The organism is Thermoanaerobacterium aotearoense, from assembly GCF_009905255.1.
In the GTDB taxonomy this organism is placed as follows: domain Bacteria; phylum Bacillota; class Thermoanaerobacteria; order Thermoanaerobacterales; family Thermoanaerobacteraceae; genus Thermoanaerobacterium; species Thermoanaerobacterium aotearoense.
The window spans coordinates 2628314-2646806 of sequence record NZ_CP047602.1; the positions used below are offsets into that span (position 1 = coordinate 2628314).

An 18493-nucleotide genomic window follows, 5' to 3' on the forward strand; every position below is an offset into this window, starting at 1 on the left:
TTGACTATTTTTTAATAAAAAAAGCCTTGTTCTCAAGGCTTTTACTAATTTCAATGTCTATTAAACCGTCAAAGACCCGGCTAAAACCTCACTGCCTAATGCAACAACTTTATATGATAATTCTATATAATTCTCCAAATTCTTTCTTGCATTAAAAATTTTCTAAATTCAATAATTTATATTGACAATATGGTAAATTTATGTTACTTTAATAGTAACCTATTTTGGTTTTAGTTTATTTGTAGGTAGTCTCAAATTATTTGAGTTATAAAAATTTTCGTTTTTGTTTACAGGGGAAAATAGGTAGAACCAATATTGGGAGGTAAGAAAAATGCAGATTGGCGACAAAAAAAGTTTAAGGATAACGGGAACTGCAAAAAAAGAACAAAATATTCTTCTTGATGAAATTAATTATTCATTAACAAAATTCATTTACGAGACTCTTGCAAGCAATTCGCCGGAGTTTTCGCGGGAACTTCATGAAGTTGGTTTTAAAAAAAGCAAAAAAAGTTTTAAAGGAGTATGTTTTTCCCGCCCGTATTTTTCTGATTTTACCTTAAAAGAAAACGGTATTATCTCAGTTGGTAAGTTTGTAACGATTAAGGTAAGGTCACTTGTTAAAGGATTTTTGGATAATTTTATTCTTGGTTTGTATAAAAATGAAAAAATAAAAATCGGCGAAGCGGAATTTAACTTTGAAGAAGTAAAAATCTTACCGGAACTGCGATTTAAAACCGAAGAAATGTTTTATCTTGATACACCGTTAGTTTTAAGTGTTAAAGATCATTCGACCGGAAAGGCAAAATACCTGCGCTATCTTGATGATCGAGAGAAATTCAAAGAAGCATTAAAACAAAATTTAAAGGAAAAGTACAGTGCCTTTTATGGGAATGAAATTGATTTAAATGATTTTGATTTTAGCTTTGATGAAAGTTATATGGCTACTGCCGCAAAACATTCAAAACTTATTACCTACTGTGATCAGCGGATTTACGGAGAATTAGCTCCATTTACAATTAAAGCTCCAATTGAAGTTATAGAAATGGTCTATTACTCAGGAATCGGAGAAAAAAATATGATGGGCTTTGGCTTTATTAGTAAAAAATTAAAAATAAAAGGGGGAAGGGTATAAGTGTCTATTGATTACAGTGGTGTTTATTTGGTAGATGTTGGTATAGCTTATTTTAAATCATGGCTTAAAGCGCAAAACGGTGGAACAATTACAACTATTACAGGAAATGATGTAAGAACATTTGCTAATCAAATAAGAGGCCATTATATAAACAATCCTGATGATTGGAAAACTTTGCAAAAAGAATTGCTATTTATTATTACGAGAAACCCGATTCGTTATAAGTCTGCGGAAAATTTATTCAAAATCAAAAACAGAGACTTGATAATTGATTTAAGCGAAGAGTATGCCAAACTGCTTGACGGGAATGCAAGTGAAGAAAGTAATGGCACCAAATGCAGTTTATGTGGGCAACATGAAGGAGCATATCCATTGGATCGAACATTTATGCCGTATTACGTCAGCGGTACAAACTGGAATGCCAAATTTTTTCATAAAAAAGAGTTTCTCGGGTGTACAAGATGTACATTTTTCTTAACAGTAATGCCGTTCGGATTATTTAAAACCGTTATGGATGAAAACAACAAAACAACAGGCTATGCTGCTTTTCATACTGATGATGAGGAAATTTATGAAAGTATAATAGATATAGTTTATACTGAAAACAATAATTTAATAAAGTTTAAAAATGAAAATGATTTGTATAAGGTCGTTTATAAAGCATTATCAGAATACTCTCAGAACAACCAAAGTAACCGGTACAGAACAAGTGTTGATATCTACATTTTTAACAATGATAACCGCGATGTAGGAAATGATTTAAAAATTATAAGACTTCCGGACAGAAATATCGGTTTTATATTAGAGGTGGCAAGAGACATAAAATTCAAAAAAGATATTTCAAAAATTAACACGCTGGAATACGGCTACTTTCCAGCGTATAGAATCTTTTTAAGCGATATAAATTTTCTGCTTGGCAAGAAAACTCTCAAAACTTTTGGAGTATGGCTTTTTAAAAACTTTTCGTTAGATTTTATTAAACTTTATTTCAAGGAGGTACTGGGTATGCCAGAAAATATTATTGACTATGGTTTTAAGTTAGCTGAAAGGTTGACGGAATTTTACAAAAAATCAAATGCCAATTTCAGAAAGATTAAATATCTAGAAAACGCTGACAGCCGTCATGAATTTGCCAGAGAAATAGTGGATATTTACAGAAGAACCGTTACAGAAGGCTGGAAACTGACAAAAAACCATGGACCCGGTGAAGTGGAAAAAATACTTGCGGAATTAAAAAAGCCTTTCGACAGCGCGAAAGAATTTTTTGATGTAATTATGAACGAGTCATACGATTGGCGGATGTTAAAGTTAATTGTTATAGCAAGGATATATGAGTTGCTGACGAATGAAAAGTTCGTCTCTAATATTGATGATTTAGATGGTGAAATTGATAATGATTTGGAATATGAAAGTGCCGATGACAGTGTATTCTAAATAAATATTTAAACAGAATGATTAAAAGGCTTCAAGGAAACTTAAATTTTAAGATGTGAAACAAATTTATTGTCTGCAAAAATAATCATACGAGGAGGAATATCTTATGAATTTTGCACAAGGGATTTTTATGTTTAATGTAGACGCCGGAGCTTTAAATAACCTGAAAAATGACAAAAAGGGAGATGGAACCACTATTACCAGAACAAAGAAAATTGTGACATATGATGCAAACGGTCACCGCAAAACCTATGTTTTAGTATCTGCACAGTCTTACAATCACTTTATTCAGGCAACGCATATGGATAAATTTAAAGCAAAATACTCTATAAAAACAAAAGAAGGCAAAAAAGTTAATTACGAAGTTGATCCTGTAAAATATGTTGATCAAGACTTAAGAGGTTATATGGAAACCGATCAAGGTTTATCAAGGATAGCACCATTTAAATTTTCGCACCTGATATCGGTAAACGGCGTTGAAATTTTAGAATCATTCAACACCACCAGCACTGAAGGTGACAATATGATTTACCAGTACGAAATCTATAAAACCCATTTTAAAGGGAAATTTAACATTGATTTAGACACTGTCGGCAGATTTGAAGCACGTAACAAAAGCGGTTACCAAAATATCAACGATGATTTAATTAAAAAATATGATGAAGAAGAAGAGTATAAAGAAATTATTCATAAGGTTGACAAAGAAAATAAGGTGGTTGTTTTAACTGCCAAAGAAAGGGCAAAAAGAATAAGCGAATATTTAAAATCTCTGAACTATATTCAGGGTGGTGCTAAACTGACAAATAACTTTGAAAATATTGCACCGCAGTTCATTATTCTTGTTATTGTTGAGAGCGGTAATAATATTCTGGCTAATGTAATACATGAATCTGGTGAATATGGCAGCGGATTTAAGGTTAATTTTGAGGTATTGAAAAAAATGCTTTCAGCCTATAAAGATGATTTAAAGTCAAAAGTTTATATCGGGAGAAATGAAGGATATCTTGACAGTCTGCAAACAGAAATTGACAGATTTATTAAGGAAATGAGCGAGGAAAAAATAGAAGTTGTAAATGACATTGTAAAAAATGTAATTGACAAATTTGAAGAAGAAATATGTGCCTTTTACTGCCACGCTGATAGTAATTAGCAGCTTTTTTAAGATATGTACGAATATGTCCGTACATATCTTAGGATTATTAAAAAAGGAGTGAAAAAATGAAGGTTGAAAAAGCCGTAAAAATCAAAATTACCGGTTGGACAGCAACTTTTACAAATATATTTTTTAAGACGGGGAAAATTTTAGCATACGAAATGCCGCCTCTTTCTTCATTAATAGGACTGCTTTCGGCAGCTAAAGGGGAAGTTATAAAAGATGTTGATTTTAAAATCGGTTATGAATTTACTTATAGAGCAAAATCATGGGATGCAGAAACTTACTATAAAGCAACGAAGAGAAAAGATGCTAAAGGCGAATCATCTGTATGGTTTAAGAATTTTTTATATGATGTGGAATTAAATTTGTATTTAACCGATTTAAGTTTTACCGACTATTTCAAAAAACCCCGCTACACTATATTGTTGGGGCAAAGCCACGATCTTGCCACAGTAGAAGAGATTAAAGAAGTTGATCTTATAAAAACAGGGAAAGGAACCATAAACAATACGGCAGTTTCCGTTAGCACAAAAGGGGTTTCGGGAGTACCGATTATTATGCCGGTGAAAATAGATTTGGATACAAGAGAGATTTTAAACCAAAAACCGTTTATTATTATTAAACGGCCTGTAAGTATTGAAAATGATAATATTTATATGGTAAAAGGAGAAAACAAGGATGTGTATCTCTATTCCCCGGAGTTCATCAACGCTTGCTAATTATTCTTGTTTAAATGATGTTCTTGCAAAAGATGACGGAGAAACGCTTATTGAACATACAAAAAAGGTTGTTAAAGTTCTAATAGAACTGAAAAATCTTTTTGAGAATGCGGGAAGTTACTTTGGTGATGATCTTCTTTTTGAAAAAGTATATATTGCTGGGTTGCTTCACGATTTAGGGAAAATAATGCCCAGCTTTCAAATTGCAGTTCAGAATAAATCGCACTGGGATTTAAGGCACGAAGTTGCTTCACTTTTCTTGATTGGTGATATATATATTAACGGGAAAAAACTTGACGAGAATGAAATCATTGATATTTATACAATTATAGTAACACACCACAAATCTTTAAAAGATTTAAAAGAAAAATGGATTGGATATATTGAAAAATCGTTTATTGAAGTAACAAAAGGAAAAATCGAAGAAGGAATAGTTGAGCTTGCTAAATTGCTTGAAGCAGATCGTTTGTCTGCAAGAAGGATATACCATGATATATTTTTAGAGTATGTAGATTATGTCAAAAAAACTTATAACGGCCTTACAGGTAATATTTTGGATTTGGATATTATAAAAAATTACAGCGAGAGCCGGTTTTTTCAAAGATTTGACAGGATATATGATATAGTGCAGGATTCGAAAAGAAAGCAAAAATTAATTTTTATGATAGGGCTGATGAAATCTGCCGATCATCTTGCGTCTTCCGGACAAACAGAAATAGTCAAAATAAAGATTGATTTTAAGATATTTGAAAAAGGAATAAGATTATATTCTACCCAAGAAAAGGCTTCAAAAATAAAGGACGATGTTTTACTAATTGCACCGACAGGTTCAGGTAAAACTGAAGCGGCATTATCCTGGGCGAAAAATAATATGAAAGACAGTGACAATGACCGAATATTTTATCTGCTACCTAATATAGCAAGTATAAACAAAATGGTAGAGAGATTACAAAACATCTTCGGTAAAGACAAGGTCGTGCCAGTTCACAGTAAGACTGCATTTAAAATATACGAAAACTTTATTGAAGAAAAAACTTTTGAAGAGTTATCGGAAGAAGAAAAGCGCAAAATAAATAAAAATGTTTCTCAGCAAAAAAGTTTGATAAAGAAAATTCATTTTCCGGTGAAAGTAGCCACTATTTACCAGTTGTTGAAAAATGCTTATTATATAGGCGATTATGAAATCAACTTTGCCGAATTATACAATGCAAGAGTTATAGTTGACGAAATTCATGCTTACGAAAAAGAAGCTGTGTGTAAATTAATTATTTTTTTGAAGTTTTTGAAAGAGAACTTTAACACCAAAATTATGATAATGTCGGCAACCATACCAACGAGTCTGCAGGAGTTTATAATTAAAAAATTGGGTATTGAAAATGTATTAAAAATGAAAGATGAAGAACTTGAATCTTTTAACAGACATATTGTTTTCAGGTTGCCTGGGACACTGATGGACTATGTTAATGAAATAGCATGTAAAGTAAGAAACGGGAAAAAAATTCTGGTGGTTGCTAATACCGTTGAAACAGCTCAAAATCTATACAAGATTTTAAAGGACAAACTATCTGACAATTGCATTAAAGAAGAAGGTATTAAACTTTTACACAGCCATTTCACTTTAAAAGACAGGGATAAAATAGAAGAAAAGGTTGGAGATTATAAATTGCTTGTGGCTACACAGATAGTAGAAGTTTCTTTAAATATCAGTTATGATGAGCTATATACCGAACCAGCACCGCTGGACGCTTTGCTGCAAAGGTTTGGACGCATAAACCGCTTTAGAGAAAAAAGGGAGCTTGCACCCGTATTTATTGTTGAAAAAGATATTAATGAAAAAGGTTATCCTTATAGGGATAGAGAAGTAGTGGAAAAAACTTTAGAATTATTTAAAGAATCACCGGTTAAACTTGAAGAAAAAGCAATTCAAAAAATGCTTGATGAAGTATACAGTAGTTATGATTATGAAGTGTTTTTAGATCCGAGGCTACATAACTACTTAAATGAATTGCTTACCGAAAAATATGACAATAAAGACTTAAGAAAACAGTTTTATGAAGAGTTTGACGGCATAACGGTATATCCTTTTGCTTTCAAGGATAAAGTGATAGAATCAATAGATAGCAGGGATTTTTATGAGTTGGAACTTTATAAAATTTCGTTAAACCTGGGAACTGTACTGGGATTAATGAAAAAAAGATTAATAGAACAGGAAAAAATAAATGGTATTCCGATAAATTTTGTAAAGTGCTATTATGACAGTGAGATTGGTTTGGACAAAAACAGGCCACTGGAAATCAAAAAGTAATAGAAAAAGATTTTATATAGCACATATACATTGTGAATCGTCTAACAAGATGGATTTTTACATTGTCAGAGGTCGACGACGATTTTGAGGTTTTTGTATCCTGAAAGCCTTAAAAAATAAGGCTTTCAGGATGGGGTTTAGGTAGAACCATTGTGGGTTATAAACTCACCAGTAGAGCCGAAACCGGAGAAACCGAAAAAGGTTTAGGTAGAACCATTGTGGGTTATAAACTTAGTAAGGCGTGAAAACAATATAGATTTAGGCTCAAGTTTAGGTAGAACCATTGTGGGTTATAAACTAATGTTTGAGCGTCACTCTCGCCTTCTACAAGTATGTTTAGGTAGAACCATTGTGGATTATAAACGAAGTATTCGCTGGAGGATTTGAACTCGTCCCCGGTTTAGGTAGAACCATTGTGGGTTATAAACTTGAAATAAACACTCATAGATTTTCACCGCCTTTAAGTTTAGGTAGAACCATTGTGGGTTATTATAATAATACCAGAAAACTAGACAGACAAAAAGTCAAAAATAAGTTAGAATATAGTTATGAATAAGAAAGGTATGCATCTTACGACACATACCCTCGAATACGCTATTTTACTGGTGCGCCCGACAGGATTCGAACCCGTGGCCTTTTGATTCGTAGTCAAACGCTCTATCCAGCTGAGCTACGGGCGCACACTTACATACTTTATGATACCACAATTTATTTTAATTTGCAAATCTCTGCCGAATTTCGTTTGCTTAAAAAGGGCTATAGATTTTTATCTATAACCCCTTACTTTATTACTGCATTCCTGTTTGTGTTGTATTCTGCTGATTTGCTTGCTGATTTAAGAAATTGGCCTGTGCTTGCTGAGCTTGTTGAGCTTGTAATTGTGGTGTCAATTGTTGCAATTGCTGATTTGACGAATCTAATATTTTGCTCATCTGAGCAAATACTTGGTTTGCCTGTATGCTTTGCTGAGCCTGTTGAAGTGCAGCCATAGCCTGTTGTAATGCTTGCTGAACCTGCATGTCTGTCTGCTGCTGTTGTTGTTGCGCTTGAGCTTTTACTTGATTTAATAATTGCTGAAATTGCTGCGGTGTGACATTTATGCCCATACTCTGCAATTGTTGCTGAAATTGCTGCGCTTGCTGTTGCGCCTGTTGCTGTGCCTGCTGTTGTGCTTGCTGTTGTGCTTGATTGTTTTTACCAAATCTTGCACTTAATTCTTCAGACACTTCGCTATTTACTTTTTCGCCTAGGTAATCCTCAAATTCTCTTCTATTCAATGTAAACCCTCCTTTAAAAAATTTCCCCGTTATTTAATATTCCCTTTATGATTAGAATTAGTAAATGAAAATTTTACTATTGAAAATTTTCCAAATTATTTACAATATCTTCGTATATTTTTATCCTATTCATACCGTCTTTCGCGATATATAAATTATTTAAAGCCGTATTTAGATTATTTACCAGTTGTGGCGGCAAATCATACACGTATTCTACTTTCTCAGGAGCACTCTCTTTGTTTAGCTCTATGTTTAAAAGCACGTCTTTTTCGATTACAGCTTTCATAGAGCTGATATCTCTTTCAAGATCTTTCAATTTGTACAATGTTTTTTTCATGCCATCCAGATTGTCTTTTAGAGTTTTTACGTCATTCCTTAATTCATCTACATTAGAGCAAATCATGTTTTCTACTTCTTTTAAACTATCTGATCGATTGTCAGCCTTTCTCAGATAACTTATTAAATATTTTCTGTCGTTATTTTCTTCAAATTGGCTTTCAATGTACTCCTTAATTTCTTTTTCGCTTTTTTCTAATTTCGCCTCAATTTTTGTCGCATCATTTAACAATATTTCGTTGAAGCTCATTAATTTTTCAAATATATGTTCTGTTTCTTTTATCAAATTTTCTATCTTTAATTCTGACTGCAGTATTTCCATTTAACATCACCTACATTTAGTATCTCCATTTTTAATGCAAAAATAAAGTGCACCGCCAAATATTAATTTGCAGTGCACTTTGTATCATCACTTCTTTATGCTATTGTTTAAATCGTTAAGCACGCTTCCAAGCTCATCGAGATTTTTGCCGAAATCTGTCCAATCGCCATTTTTTGAAGCATTCATTGCATTATTATATATGTCATTTGCCTTCTTTATAAGTTCCTGCTGGGTTTCATTCGTCTGCACTTGTGGAACCTGTGGCTGTGCTGGTGTTTGCAAATTAAATAGCTTGTTTAACGCATTTGCAAGTGTATCTTCCATCACTATTTTGTCCTTGTACGCCAGAATGACCCTTTTCACTTCAGGTATTGCATTTTCATTTGATGACTGTATATAGATAGGCTCAACGTAAAGCATAGAATCATCAATCGGCAACGTCAGCAAATTGCCCCTTATGATGCTTGATCCTTTTTGATCCCACAAGCTCATCTCTTTTGAAATATTCGGATCTTGATCGATCATGTTCTCAATCTGCATAGGCCCATACACGACAGTGCTTTTTGGAAACTTATAGACTACCAATTTTCCATAGTTATTGCCATCCATCCTTGCTGCCATCCAAGCCACCATGTTGTCTTTCGTGGCTGGCGTATACGGAATCATCAAAACGTACTCAGCAGTTTTTTCTCCTGGAAGCTTCATTATGACATACTGTGACTCCTCAGGTTCTATTTTCCCTGTAAATTTCTCCTTTGCTATATCCCAAGAGTCTTCTTTGTTGTAAAAAACCTGCGGATCCGACATGTGATAATTTTTATAAACACTTGCTTGTATATCAAACATATACTGAGGATACCTTATATGTGCCTTTAAACCTTGTGGCATCTCGTCTATGTTTTTGAATAGCCCGGGAAATATTCTGCTGTACACCTTTATTATAGGGTCATTTTTATCAGATATATAGTACTTTACATCGCCTGTATAAGCATCAACGACGACTTTAACAGAATTTCTTATGTAATTTATGCCTGTATCCCCATAAGGCTCTGAATACGGATAATTTCCCGAATACGTATATGCATCAATCATCCAATACAGTTTGCCATTATCTACTACTATATATGGATCATCATCGTATATCAAAAACGGAGCTATCCTTTGAACTCTATCCTTTATATTTCTAAAAAGAAGCATCCTGCTATCAGCCGTAATGTCAGTAGATAAAAGTATTTTTATGTTGCCAGTATAAATTGTGTACAAAAGCTTGTTTAGAAACGTCATCGGTATGCCTGATTTGCCAGAGTAAAAATTTTCTTTGTTTGTATCCCCTGCAGGGTAATCAAATTCACCTGTCTTAGTATTTACTATTGCGTATGTGTTTGTAAGCTCCCCAAAGTATATCTCAGGCCTCGTTATCTTTATATTTGTACTGCTAACAGGCGGAATATTTTTTATCACCATGTCTGGCTGTCCTGTAGCTGTTACATCATTTACTGTTGACATCACGACGCCATACCCATGTGTGTACTTAAGGTGCATGTTGATCCAATTTTTCGCTTGGCTTGCCAGATTGTCAAGATTCATCTCCCTTGCAGATATAAAAACTTGCCTGTAGTTTCCATTTATCATATACCTATCGATATCTATATCATTGAATTTATAGTAAAGCCTTATGCTTTGAAGTTGGTTGTATATCTGGCTTACAGGCCTATAATCGTTTATCCTGATGTTGTTTATGGTATCCTGGTTTTCATCTAATACCTTTTTGTCTATATCGCCGCTTAAATCGTAATTTCTCTCTTCAACATTATTTAAGTCAAATGCTTTTTGAGTAAAGTCAATATTGTACTTCAAATAAGTCTTTTCCTTGTCAAGCTCGTTTGGTGCGACGATGAAATTTTGAACAACCATTTGAGATACAGTCGATAAAATCATGATAGCAACGATTATTACAGGTGATGCTATTATATATTTAAGCTTTTGCCTAAACGCGCCAATCATAAATAAAACGCCAGAAATTATTGATGCCAACATTAAAATCCTGTAAAACAAAAGCCTCACATGAACATCCGTATAGCCTGCGCCAAAAACGACGCCGCTTTTAGAGTACAATATTCCATAAGCCTTTAAGTAATAACCTAATGAAAGGACAGCAAAAAATACAAAGCCCAATACAGCAATCTGCCTAAACGCTATCATCAGTATTTCTTTGTTGTAAATAGCTCTAAAAAAACCTCCTCTGTCTGATATCTCATAAAATCTCGTCTTGTCAGACAGGTACATGAGTCCATAGACGATTATAGTGGCGACTATGAGTATCGGTATTATGACAATAAGTAGATCATATACGTCTAAAAGAAATGGCAGTCTAAACATGTAAAGGCTTATGTCTTTATTAAAAATCGGATCTTTTACGCCGAAATTCGCAGAATTTATGTAAAACAAAAAGTCGTTCCACCAATTTGCAGAGATAAATACAGAAATCAAAAAGCTTACAAATATCGATAAGCCTATAACTACACCTCTAAATCTTTTGCGTACACTTTTGATTTCAATGTCCTGGGCAAACTTTGCATAGTCTTTGACCATTCTATTCAGGTAGAAATAAGAAAGGATAAAGATTACTACAAACGATGGCACACCTATAGTAAGCTGTGTCAAAAACTTTTTAAAAAAGACCCCTAAATAATTCAAGCTGTTAAACCACTGTATGTCCACAATAAGGTTTGCAAGACTTGCAAATAAAGCTGCAATTAAAAATATGGATATCAATAAAATGATTATTGCCAAATTCCCTCTTTTCAAACAAATCACCATCCCAAAATGTACTTCTTGACACTATTATAATATATCCAATTTATAAAATGCAAAGCGATTTTTATTGATTAATTTAGGTATATAATGTATATTAGAAATAAATAGAAAATGATAATTAACAAGGATGTGATATATGGATGAAAAGGGCTTTGAAAATTTCCCTTCTTGTCATTTTAGGAATCGCTTTATCTATTGGCACAGGCGTTTTTATGTTTTATAGAAATTTAAACGTTGTAAATACCGAAGAAAATCCCGTCACAACTAACGCTCAAGTTAAAACATCTAAACAAAGTAGCAGTAGTCAGAATAAAAAAAATATACTATTTGTCGGTGATGCCGATGGCCTATCTGACACCATATTTGTGGCAAGCTTTGATGCAAATAAAAAAGAAATCGATATGTTATCGATTCCACGCGATACCTATTATCCAAGGCCAGGCTACAATGCACCAACTGAGAAAAAAATCAACGCGGCGTACTCTGAACAAAAAATAGACGGCTTAAAAGATGCAGTGGAAAATCTGTTAGGGATAAAAATAGACAACTACGTGATTTTAACATACGACGGCTTCAAAGATATCATTGACACCATAGGCGGCGTTGAGGTAAACATACCATTTGACATGAAATACGACGACAACGTAGCAAATCCCCCACTTCACATAAACCTAAAGAAAGGACTTCAGGTATTAGATGGTGAAGAAGCTTTGCAATTTGTGCGTTATAGACATGGTTATGTAGATGGCGATATAGGAAGAATAAATGCCCAGCAAGAATTTTTGAAGTCATTCATCAAAAAAGTCACATCGCCTACAATAATAACGAAAATTCCATCGCTGGCCATAACCCTAAGTAAAAACTTGAAAACAGACTTGACAGCAAAAGACATCACAACATACGCATTAGACTTCGTCAAAAACAAGCCTCAAAACATAAATACTTCTATACTGCCAGGAGAAGGCGGATACATGGGTGATTACAGCTATTATTTTGTAGACCAGCAAAAAGCCATGGAAGTGGCATCAGAAATGTTTGGAAACGGCCTAAGCAATGATTCTGTAAGCACAGTTTCGCAAATAACGTATTCACCTTTAAACAGCACTATTTCTGTTGCAGTCTACAATGGGACAAAAGTGCAAGGACTGGCTGCAAAGTACGCTGAGGAATTGAAAAGTCTTGGCTTTAATGTAATCAAAATTGCCAATGCTGATGCGAAAAATTACGATGAATCATGTGTTTACGCAGATACCAGCATTGATAAGGCCAATAAAGTCGCCGGTGCTTTGTCTATAAAAAATGTATTAAATGGTGAAAATTCAAGCAGTGCAGATGTCACCGTCATAATAGGCAATGATAAAAAATAAAAGAAAGGCGCAATTGCGCCCTTTTTTCAATAAAAAAATAGCCTATGTATGGCGGAGAAGGAGGGACTTGAACCCTCGCGCCGGGTTATCCCCGACCTACAGTCTTAGCAGGACCGCCCCTTCACCAACTTGGGTACTTCTCCACGTTAGCTACAATCTTTTAATATTAAATTGATGGCGGAGAGGGTGGGATTCGAACCCACGGCTCCGTTAAGAGACACTGGTTTTCAAGACCAGCTCCTTAAACCCCTCGGACACCTCTCCAAGCCGGGAACGATATAAAGTATATCATATACCGGCTAAGTTGTCAATATTCACGCATCAATTATTTAATGCTATTTAATCCTTTTACTTCCTTATAACATCGCATCTCATATACGGCCTTAAAGCTTCAGGAACAACTACAGAGCCATCCTTTTGCTGATAGTTCTCAAGTATCGCTGCAAAAGTCCTGCCTACCGCCACACCTGAACCATTTAGAGTATGGACATATTGCGCTTTTCCGCCATCTTTTGGCCTGTACTTGATGTTTGCTCTCCTTGCCTGAAAGTCTTCGCAGTTGCTGCAAGATGATATCTCAACATACCTTCCATAGCTTGGCATCCAAACCTCAAGGTCGTACTTCTTTGCCGCAGTGAAACCAAGGTCTCCAGTGCATATAGATACAACCCTATAAGGTATGCCTAAAGTCTTCAGCACATCTTCAGCATCGCTTACCATCTTTTCAAGTTCTTCGTATGATTTCTCAGGCTCTGTGATCTTTACCAGTTCTACTTTATTAAACTGGTGCTGCCTTATTAATCCTCTTGTATCCCTTCCTGCAGAACCAGCTTCCTGTCTGAAACAAGCGCTATAGGCACAATTGTATATAGGAAGTTTTTCACCGTCGATTATGGTCTCTCTGTACATATTTGTAACAGGAACTTCAGCAGTCGGTATCAAGAAATAATCTGTCCCAGCCACCTTAAATGCGTCTTCCTCAAATTTAGGAAGCTGTCCTGTGCCAAACATGCTTCTTCTATGAACCATAAAAGGCGGGAAAACCTCTGTGTATCCATGTTTTTCTGTGTGAAGATCCATCATGAAGTTTATAAGAGCCCTTTCCAGCCTACAGCCTAATCCTTTGTAAAACGTGAATCTGGAGCCTGTAACCCGCGATGCCGCCTCAAAGTCTAAAAGTCCCAACTCAACTCCAATGTCCCAGTGTGGCTTTACTTCAAAGTCAAATTCTCTCACTTCGCCCCATCTGCGGATTTCCACGTTATCAGCATCGCTGTCTCCAACTGGAACGCTTTCATGAGGAATATTTGGTATGGTCCATAAAAGCTCTTCCAATTTCTCATCGTACTGCTTTACTTCGCCTTCCATCGCCTTGATTTTGTCGGATATTTCTTTCATCTCTTTTATCAATTCTTCAGCGTCTTTGCCTTCTTTTTTCAGTTTGGCTATGTTTTCAGATTCTTTATTTCTGGTGTTTTTCAAAGATTCCAGTTCCTTTAAGATTTCCCGTCTCTTTTCGTCAATCTCTAAAAATTCATCGATGTTTGAGTTTTCTTTTTTAAGTTCAATAGCTTTCTTTACCTCATCCGGATTATTCCTTATCCTTTTAATATCAAGCATCATTTGCACCTCCTAATAAAAATATCCCGCCCTATGTAGGGACGGGATTTCCGTGTTGCCACCCTGATTCGGCTTAAAAAGCCCTCATCACTGATTTAACGGTCGCCCGATGGTTATTAACCATAGCTCCAGGCTGGATAAATATGTACATATACTGGTTTACACCCGCCACCAGCTCTCTTAAATATAATACATACTATTGGCCCTTCAACGCTTCTTTTAACTTAAAACTAATTATACTATATAACAAATGCGATTTCAACAGTTATTTGCCAATCATAGAACCAAACCTGCTTAAAGGCCAAATTCTAAATACTATTTTGCCCATTATAGCATCTTTGGATACATATTTATTTTTCCAATACCTTGAGTCAAGAGACTGATTGCGGTTGTCCCCCAACATGAAGTAGTGATTAGGTGGGACTTTATACGGTCCAAATGTCTCATTTTTATTCATAGGCTCTTTAAGGTATGGCTCTTTTACTGGCTTTCCGTTTCTATAAAGTATCCCATTTTTGATCTCGATGGTATCTCCGCCAATGCCGATTACCCTTTTTACAAAGCTTACAGACGGATCGTCAGGATACTTAAATACGACTATGTCACCTCTTTTAATAGGCTCAAATCTGTATATAAATTTTAATTCAATAAACTTATCATTAAGCTGTATAGTGTTAAGCATGGAACCTGTAGGTACATCAACAAGCTCAAATACATACGTCCTAATAAACATAGCTATGATAAAAGCAAGCCCAATAGTAAGTATCCAACTTACAATCTCTTTTTTCGTATTGCTCTTCATCGTCCAATCTCCTTTTTTAAATATACAGTTATTATTATATCACATCAATATTTCAAATACTAACTTTATATGTATTACAATGTATATAATAAATATATGTGTCAATAATTACTATATAAAATAATTTATGGGGGAATATGATGAACGAAATCAAATACCTATTAGAGATTGCCGACATAAAAGACACAGAGTACAAAAACACTTTAGCTTTGACATCTTTGATAGAATTGCTTATCGAAAAAGGAATAATATCTCAATCAGAAATAGCTAAAAAATCATATGAAATCAAAATAAAGACCGCCCAATAAATGAAATCCGGCAAAACCGGATTTTATTTATTCATTTATGTAGACACGTGGCTATTCCGATACTATAATAAAGAGTAAGGAGGGGTTTTTCGTGAAAGATTTTCTCTCACGGTACCAAAGCACTATAAGAAATTCAATCGCAATATTGGCAATCATACTAAGCTTTTACCTATTTGTGTTTAAACTTATTCCATTTTTAATGCCTTTTGCAGTGGCATTGTTTTTGGCGATTTTAATTGATCCTGCAGTAGAGTTTTCAGAAAAAAAGCTGAAAATACCAAGGGGACTGTCGTCTGCATTCTTTATACTCTTATTAATCGCAATTATTGGTCTTTTAATAAGCCTTTTAGTCACACAGCTTGTGTTTGAACTAAATACATTGGCTGAACACGCGCCAAGCTACACAAAAAATTTTGATGTGGTAATATCTGACTTGATAGATAGGATAAGGAGATATTATGTATCGCTTCCTACAAATATTTCAACTTTTTTAGAAAGCAACCTTCAATCGATTTTAAATAATATATCTGTGTACGCTAAAAACTTCGCAGGATGGATATTAGGCTTGGCAACAAAGCTTCCTAACTTTTTCTTCATGTCAATAATAACAATCGTATCAACGTTCTTTTTAAGCAAAGACAAATGGCTCATATTAAACTTTATAAAGAGGCAGTTTCCATCCAATTGGGCATTTCACGCTGAAAATATAAAAGGAGATCTCTTTCAAACTTTAATAGGTTTTATACGGGCTGAAATAACTATAATGTTCATCACTTTTTTGGAAGTTTCCATAGGCCTTACGATAATAGGATTTGATTACGCGTTTTTGCTGGGGCTTTTGGTAAGCTTTATAGACATACTGCCTGTTTTAGGATCAGGCTCTGTATTAGTCCCATGGGCATTGTACAATATCTTCACCAAAAACTACCTTATTGGAATCTATCTGCTTATCATATACGCCATCGTCACAGTCGTAAGGCAGATGATAGAGCCAAAGATAGTCGGTCAAAGCATAGGCCTTCATCCTCTTGTGACGCTTTTATCCATGTTTATCGGTGCAAGGCTTTTTGGTGGTCTTGGGCTTATAATGGGACCAGTTTTCGTAGTCGTCTTTAAAACATTCCAAAAATCCGGCATAATACCATCGTGGAAGTAAAATACCCATCTTAAAAGCATCATGCTCTTAAGATGGGTATTTTTTATAAGCTTTCTATTTCCTTTATCAAATTGGCCATTTCAATTGCCGTAACAGCCGCTTCAAAACCTTTATTGCCTGACTTTGTCCCAGCCCTCATGATCGCCTGTTCAACAGTATCCGTCGTAAGGACTCCAAATATTACAGGCACATCGTAATCTACCGATATTTTTGCTACTCCTTTTGATACTTCGTTTGCAACATAATCGAAATGCGGCGTATCGCCTCTTATTACAGCACCCAGCGCGATAATTGCATCGTATTTTTTTGATGTGGCCATCTTCTTTGATATAAGGGGTATTTCAAATGCGCCTGGCGTCCAAGCAATATCAATGCTTTCATCATCAATACCATGTCTTCTTAAAGCATCCAAAGCACCATCCAAAAGTTTATTTGTTATAAATTCATTAAATCTGCTTACAACAAGCCCTACCTTTAGTCCATCTCCAATGAGTTTTCCTTCATACTTTTTCAATACAATCTCTCCTTTGCTTATTTTTAAAATGAAGTAAATATGTGGTCAAATTTTTCTTTCTTTGTTTTAAGATATCTTTCATTGTGCCTATTGATTGAAACCTCTATAGGAACTCTTTCTACAATTTCAAGGCCATAACCTGAAATACCAACCAGTTTTTTAGGATTATTTGTCATTATCCTAAGTTTTTTAAGCCCAAGGTCCTTCAAAATCTGAGCTCCAATCCCATACTCTCTCATATCAGCCGGAAAACCTAATCTGATGTTGGCATCTACCGTATCAAGCCCCTCATCCTGCAAATGATATGCTTTAATCTTGTTTAGAAGTCCTATTCCTCTGCCTTCTTGTCTTAAATACAATAGCACACCTCCTTCTTTTCCAATCTTCTCCATCGCTGTATGAAGCTGATCGCCACAATCACACCTTAATGAGCCCATAATGTCACCTGTCAAACATTCTGAATGAACCCTGACTAATGTAGGACTATCAGATAAATCACCCTTCACCAACGCAACGTGGTCTTTACCTGTTAGGATTTCTTCATAACCTATTATCGTGAAATCTCCATACTTTGTGGGCAAATATGCTTCTGCCACTCTTTTCACCAGTTTTTCATTTTTTCTTCTATATTCTATAAGATCAGCGATAGATATTATTTTTAAATTAAATTTTTTCGAAAATTCAATTAGCTCTGGAAGCCTGGCCATCTTCCCATCATCTTTTATTATTTCGCAGATTACACCAGCACTTTTAAGACCTGCAAGCCTTGCTAAATCACAAGCTGCTTCCGTATGGCCCGCTCTTACTAAAACTCCTCCTTCTTTCGCTTCCAATGGAAATACATGTCCCGGCTTTGTAAAATCATCCGGCATCGATTCATCATCTATAAGCATTTTTATAGTAAGTGCTCTTTCATAAGCAGAAATTCCAGTTTTACAGTTTTTATGATCTACAGATACTGTAAAAGCAGTTTCTTTTTTATCGGTATTGTCAAATACCATCTTGCCGATGTTTAATTTTTTAAGCCTCTCCCCCATCATAGGAACACATACCAATCCTCGCCCGTACTTTATCATAAAGTTCACATGGTCACTTGTCACTTTTTCCGCAGCCATAACCAAATCCCCTTCATTCTCTCTATCTTCATCATCGACTACAATGACCATTTTTCCATTTTTTATATCTTCTATTGCGCTTTCAATAGTATCAAACATCTATGAGCATCTCC

15 protein-coding genes, 3 tRNA genes, 1 CRISPR repeat array and 1 other annotated feature are annotated in these 18493 nt (G+C 34.9%); of the genes, 8 read left to right on the plus strand and 10 right to left on the minus strand.

The window, feature by feature from the left end:
* Window positions 1-331: 331 nt before the first annotated feature.
* From cas6 to GSH73_RS13185, 5 genes are all read left to right on the plus strand, one after another.
* Entirely contained in the window at window positions 332-1132 is an 801-nt protein-coding gene (cas6, locus tag GSH73_RS13165) for a CRISPR-associated endoribonuclease Cas6 (protein ID WP_014757527.1), read from the plus strand.
* Window positions 1133-2566 carry a hypothetical protein gene (locus tag GSH73_RS13170; protein WP_014757526.1) on the plus strand — a complete coding sequence of 478 codons (1434 nt, stop codon included), beginning with the start codon at window positions 1133-1135 and terminating at the stop codon, window positions 2564-2566. It abuts the gene before it with no gap.
* A 106-nt stretch (window positions 2567-2672) separates the two neighbouring features.
* Entirely contained in the window at window positions 2673-3716 is a 1044-nt protein-coding gene (gene cas7i / locus GSH73_RS13175) for a type I-B CRISPR-associated protein Cas7/Cst2/DevR (protein WP_014757525.1), read from the plus strand.
* 68 nt (window positions 3717-3784) lie between these two features.
* Window positions 3785-4441, plus strand: a complete 657-nt coding sequence (cas5b, locus tag GSH73_RS13180; RefSeq protein WP_014757524.1) for a type I-B CRISPR-associated protein Cas5b — start codon at window positions 3785-3787, stop codon at window positions 4439-4441.
* Complete coding sequence (locus tag GSH73_RS13185; RefSeq protein WP_014757523.1) at window positions 4401-6746, plus strand: CRISPR-associated helicase/endonuclease Cas3; 2346 nt, start codon at window positions 4401-4403, stop codon at window positions 6744-6746. The genes cas5b and GSH73_RS13185 overlap by 41 nt, the downstream gene beginning before the upstream one ends.
* A gap of 135 nt (window positions 6747-6881) precedes the next feature.
* Window positions 6882-7236: direct repeats of the CRISPR family, unit length 26 nt; unit sequence GTTTAGGTAGAACCATTGTGGGTTAT.
* Between the two features lie 113 nt (window positions 7237-7349).
* Here GSH73_RS13185 and GSH73_RS13190 read toward each other — a convergent pair.
* The 4 genes from GSH73_RS13190 to GSH73_RS13205 form a co-directional block, all read right to left on the minus strand.
* Window positions 7350-7426 (minus strand) — tRNA-Arg (locus tag GSH73_RS13190).
* Between the two features lie 108 nt (window positions 7427-7534).
* Window positions 7535-8023 (minus strand): hypothetical protein, encoded by a 489-nt coding sequence (locus GSH73_RS13195; RefSeq protein ID WP_014757522.1) that lies wholly within the window; start codon window positions 8021-8023, stop codon window positions 7535-7537.
* Window positions 8024-8099: 76 nt separating this feature from the next.
* Window positions 8100-8681 carry a hypothetical protein gene (locus GSH73_RS13200; RefSeq protein ID WP_014757521.1) on the minus strand — a complete coding sequence of 194 codons (582 nt, stop codon included), beginning with the start codon at window positions 8679-8681 and terminating at the stop codon, window positions 8100-8102.
* Window positions 8682-8768: 87 nt separating this feature from the next.
* Window positions 8769-11489, minus strand: a complete 2721-nt coding sequence (locus GSH73_RS13205; RefSeq protein WP_432416181.1) for a UPF0182 family membrane protein — start codon at window positions 11487-11489, stop codon at window positions 8769-8771.
* 149 nt (window positions 11490-11638) lie between these two features.
* Here GSH73_RS13205 and GSH73_RS13210 point away from each other — a divergent pair, with 149 nt between their 5' ends.
* The gene (locus tag GSH73_RS13210) at window positions 11639-12865 is read left to right on the plus strand and encodes an LCP family protein (RefSeq protein ID WP_014757519.1); all 1227 of its coding nucleotides are present in this window, start codon (window positions 11639-11641) and stop codon (window positions 12863-12865) included.
* A gap of 49 nt (window positions 12866-12914) precedes the next feature.
* Here GSH73_RS13210 and GSH73_RS13215 read toward each other — a convergent pair.
* From GSH73_RS13215 to lepB, 4 genes are all read right to left on the minus strand, one after another.
* Window positions 12915-13008 (minus strand) — tRNA-Ser (locus GSH73_RS13215).
* 32 nt (window positions 13009-13040) lie between these two features.
* Window positions 13041-13129, minus strand: a tRNA-Ser gene (locus GSH73_RS13220).
* Between the two features lie 84 nt (window positions 13130-13213).
* Window positions 13214-14485, minus strand: coding sequence for a serine--tRNA ligase (gene serS, locus GSH73_RS13225; protein WP_014757518.1), 1272 nt, complete (start codon window positions 14483-14485; stop codon window positions 13214-13216).
* Between the two features lie 34 nt (window positions 14486-14519).
* Window positions 14520-14705: a binding site (T-box leader), on the minus strand.
* A 45-nt stretch (window positions 14706-14750) separates the two neighbouring features.
* Complete coding sequence (gene lepB / locus GSH73_RS13230) at window positions 14751-15287, minus strand: signal peptidase I (RefSeq protein ID WP_013786854.1); 537 nt, start codon at window positions 15285-15287, stop codon at window positions 14751-14753.
* A 140-nt stretch (window positions 15288-15427) separates the two neighbouring features.
* Between lepB and GSH73_RS13485 the strand changes: the two genes are divergently transcribed.
* Together GSH73_RS13485 and ytvI are read left to right on the plus strand one after the other, a co-directional pair.
* The gene (locus GSH73_RS13485) at window positions 15428-15595 is read left to right on the plus strand and encodes a hypothetical protein (protein ID WP_013786853.1); all 168 of its coding nucleotides are present in this window, start codon (window positions 15428-15430) and stop codon (window positions 15593-15595) included.
* Window positions 15596-15686: 91 nt separating this feature from the next.
* Window positions 15687-16751 (plus strand): sporulation integral membrane protein YtvI, encoded by a 1065-nt coding sequence (gene ytvI / locus GSH73_RS13235; RefSeq protein WP_014757517.1) that lies wholly within the window; start codon window positions 15687-15689, stop codon window positions 16749-16751.
* A gap of 43 nt (window positions 16752-16794) precedes the next feature.
* Here ytvI and ribH read toward each other — a convergent pair whose 3' ends face one another.
* Window positions 16795-17265: a 6,7-dimethyl-8-ribityllumazine synthase gene (ribH, locus tag GSH73_RS13240; protein WP_014757516.1), complete on the minus strand. Its 471-nt coding sequence runs from the start codon at window positions 17263-17265 to the stop codon at window positions 16795-16797.
* A gap of 23 nt (window positions 17266-17288) precedes the next feature.
* Window positions 17289-18479 (minus strand): bifunctional 3,4-dihydroxy-2-butanone-4-phosphate synthase/GTP cyclohydrolase II, encoded by a 1191-nt coding sequence (locus GSH73_RS13245; RefSeq protein ID WP_014757515.1) that lies wholly within the window; start codon window positions 18477-18479, stop codon window positions 17289-17291.
* Window positions 18480-18493 lie beyond the last annotated feature (14 nt).

Excerpts from the sequence above, each read along its gene's own strand:
- cas6 (WP_014757527.1), top strand. The coding sequence starts at position 332 with ATGCAGATTGGCGACAAAAAAAGTTTAAGGATAACGGGAACTGCAAAA.
- cas7i (WP_014757525.1), top strand. The coding sequence starts at position 2,673 with ATGAATTTTGCACAAGGGATTTTTATGTTTAATGTAGACGCCGGAGCT.
- cas5b (WP_014757524.1), top strand. The coding sequence starts at position 3,785 with ATGAAGGTTGAAAAAGCCGTAAAAATCAAAATTACCGGTTGGACAGCA.
- GSH73_RS13185 (WP_014757523.1), top strand. The coding sequence starts at position 4,401 with ATGTGTATCTCTATTCCCCGGAGTTCATCAACGCTTGCTAATTATTCT.
- GSH73_RS13200 (WP_014757521.1), bottom strand. The coding sequence starts at position 8,681 with ATGGAAATACTGCAGTCAGAATTAAAGATAGAAAATTTGATAAAAGAA.
- GSH73_RS13210 (WP_014757519.1), top strand. The coding sequence starts at position 11,639 with ATGAAAAGGGCTTTGAAAATTTCCCTTCTTGTCATTTTAGGAATCGCT.
- serS (WP_014757518.1), bottom strand. The coding sequence starts at position 14,485 with ATGCTTGATATTAAAAGGATAAGGAATAATCCGGATGAGGTAAAGAAA.
- lepB (WP_013786854.1), bottom strand. The coding sequence starts at position 15,287 with ATGAAGAGCAATACGAAAAAAGAGATTGTAAGTTGGATACTTACTATT.
- GSH73_RS13485 (WP_013786853.1), top strand. The coding sequence starts at position 15,428 with ATGAACGAAATCAAATACCTATTAGAGATTGCCGACATAAAAGACACA.
- GSH73_RS13245 (WP_014757515.1), bottom strand. The coding sequence starts at position 18,479 with ATGTTTGATACTATTGAAAGCGCAATAGAAGATATAAAAAATGGAAAA.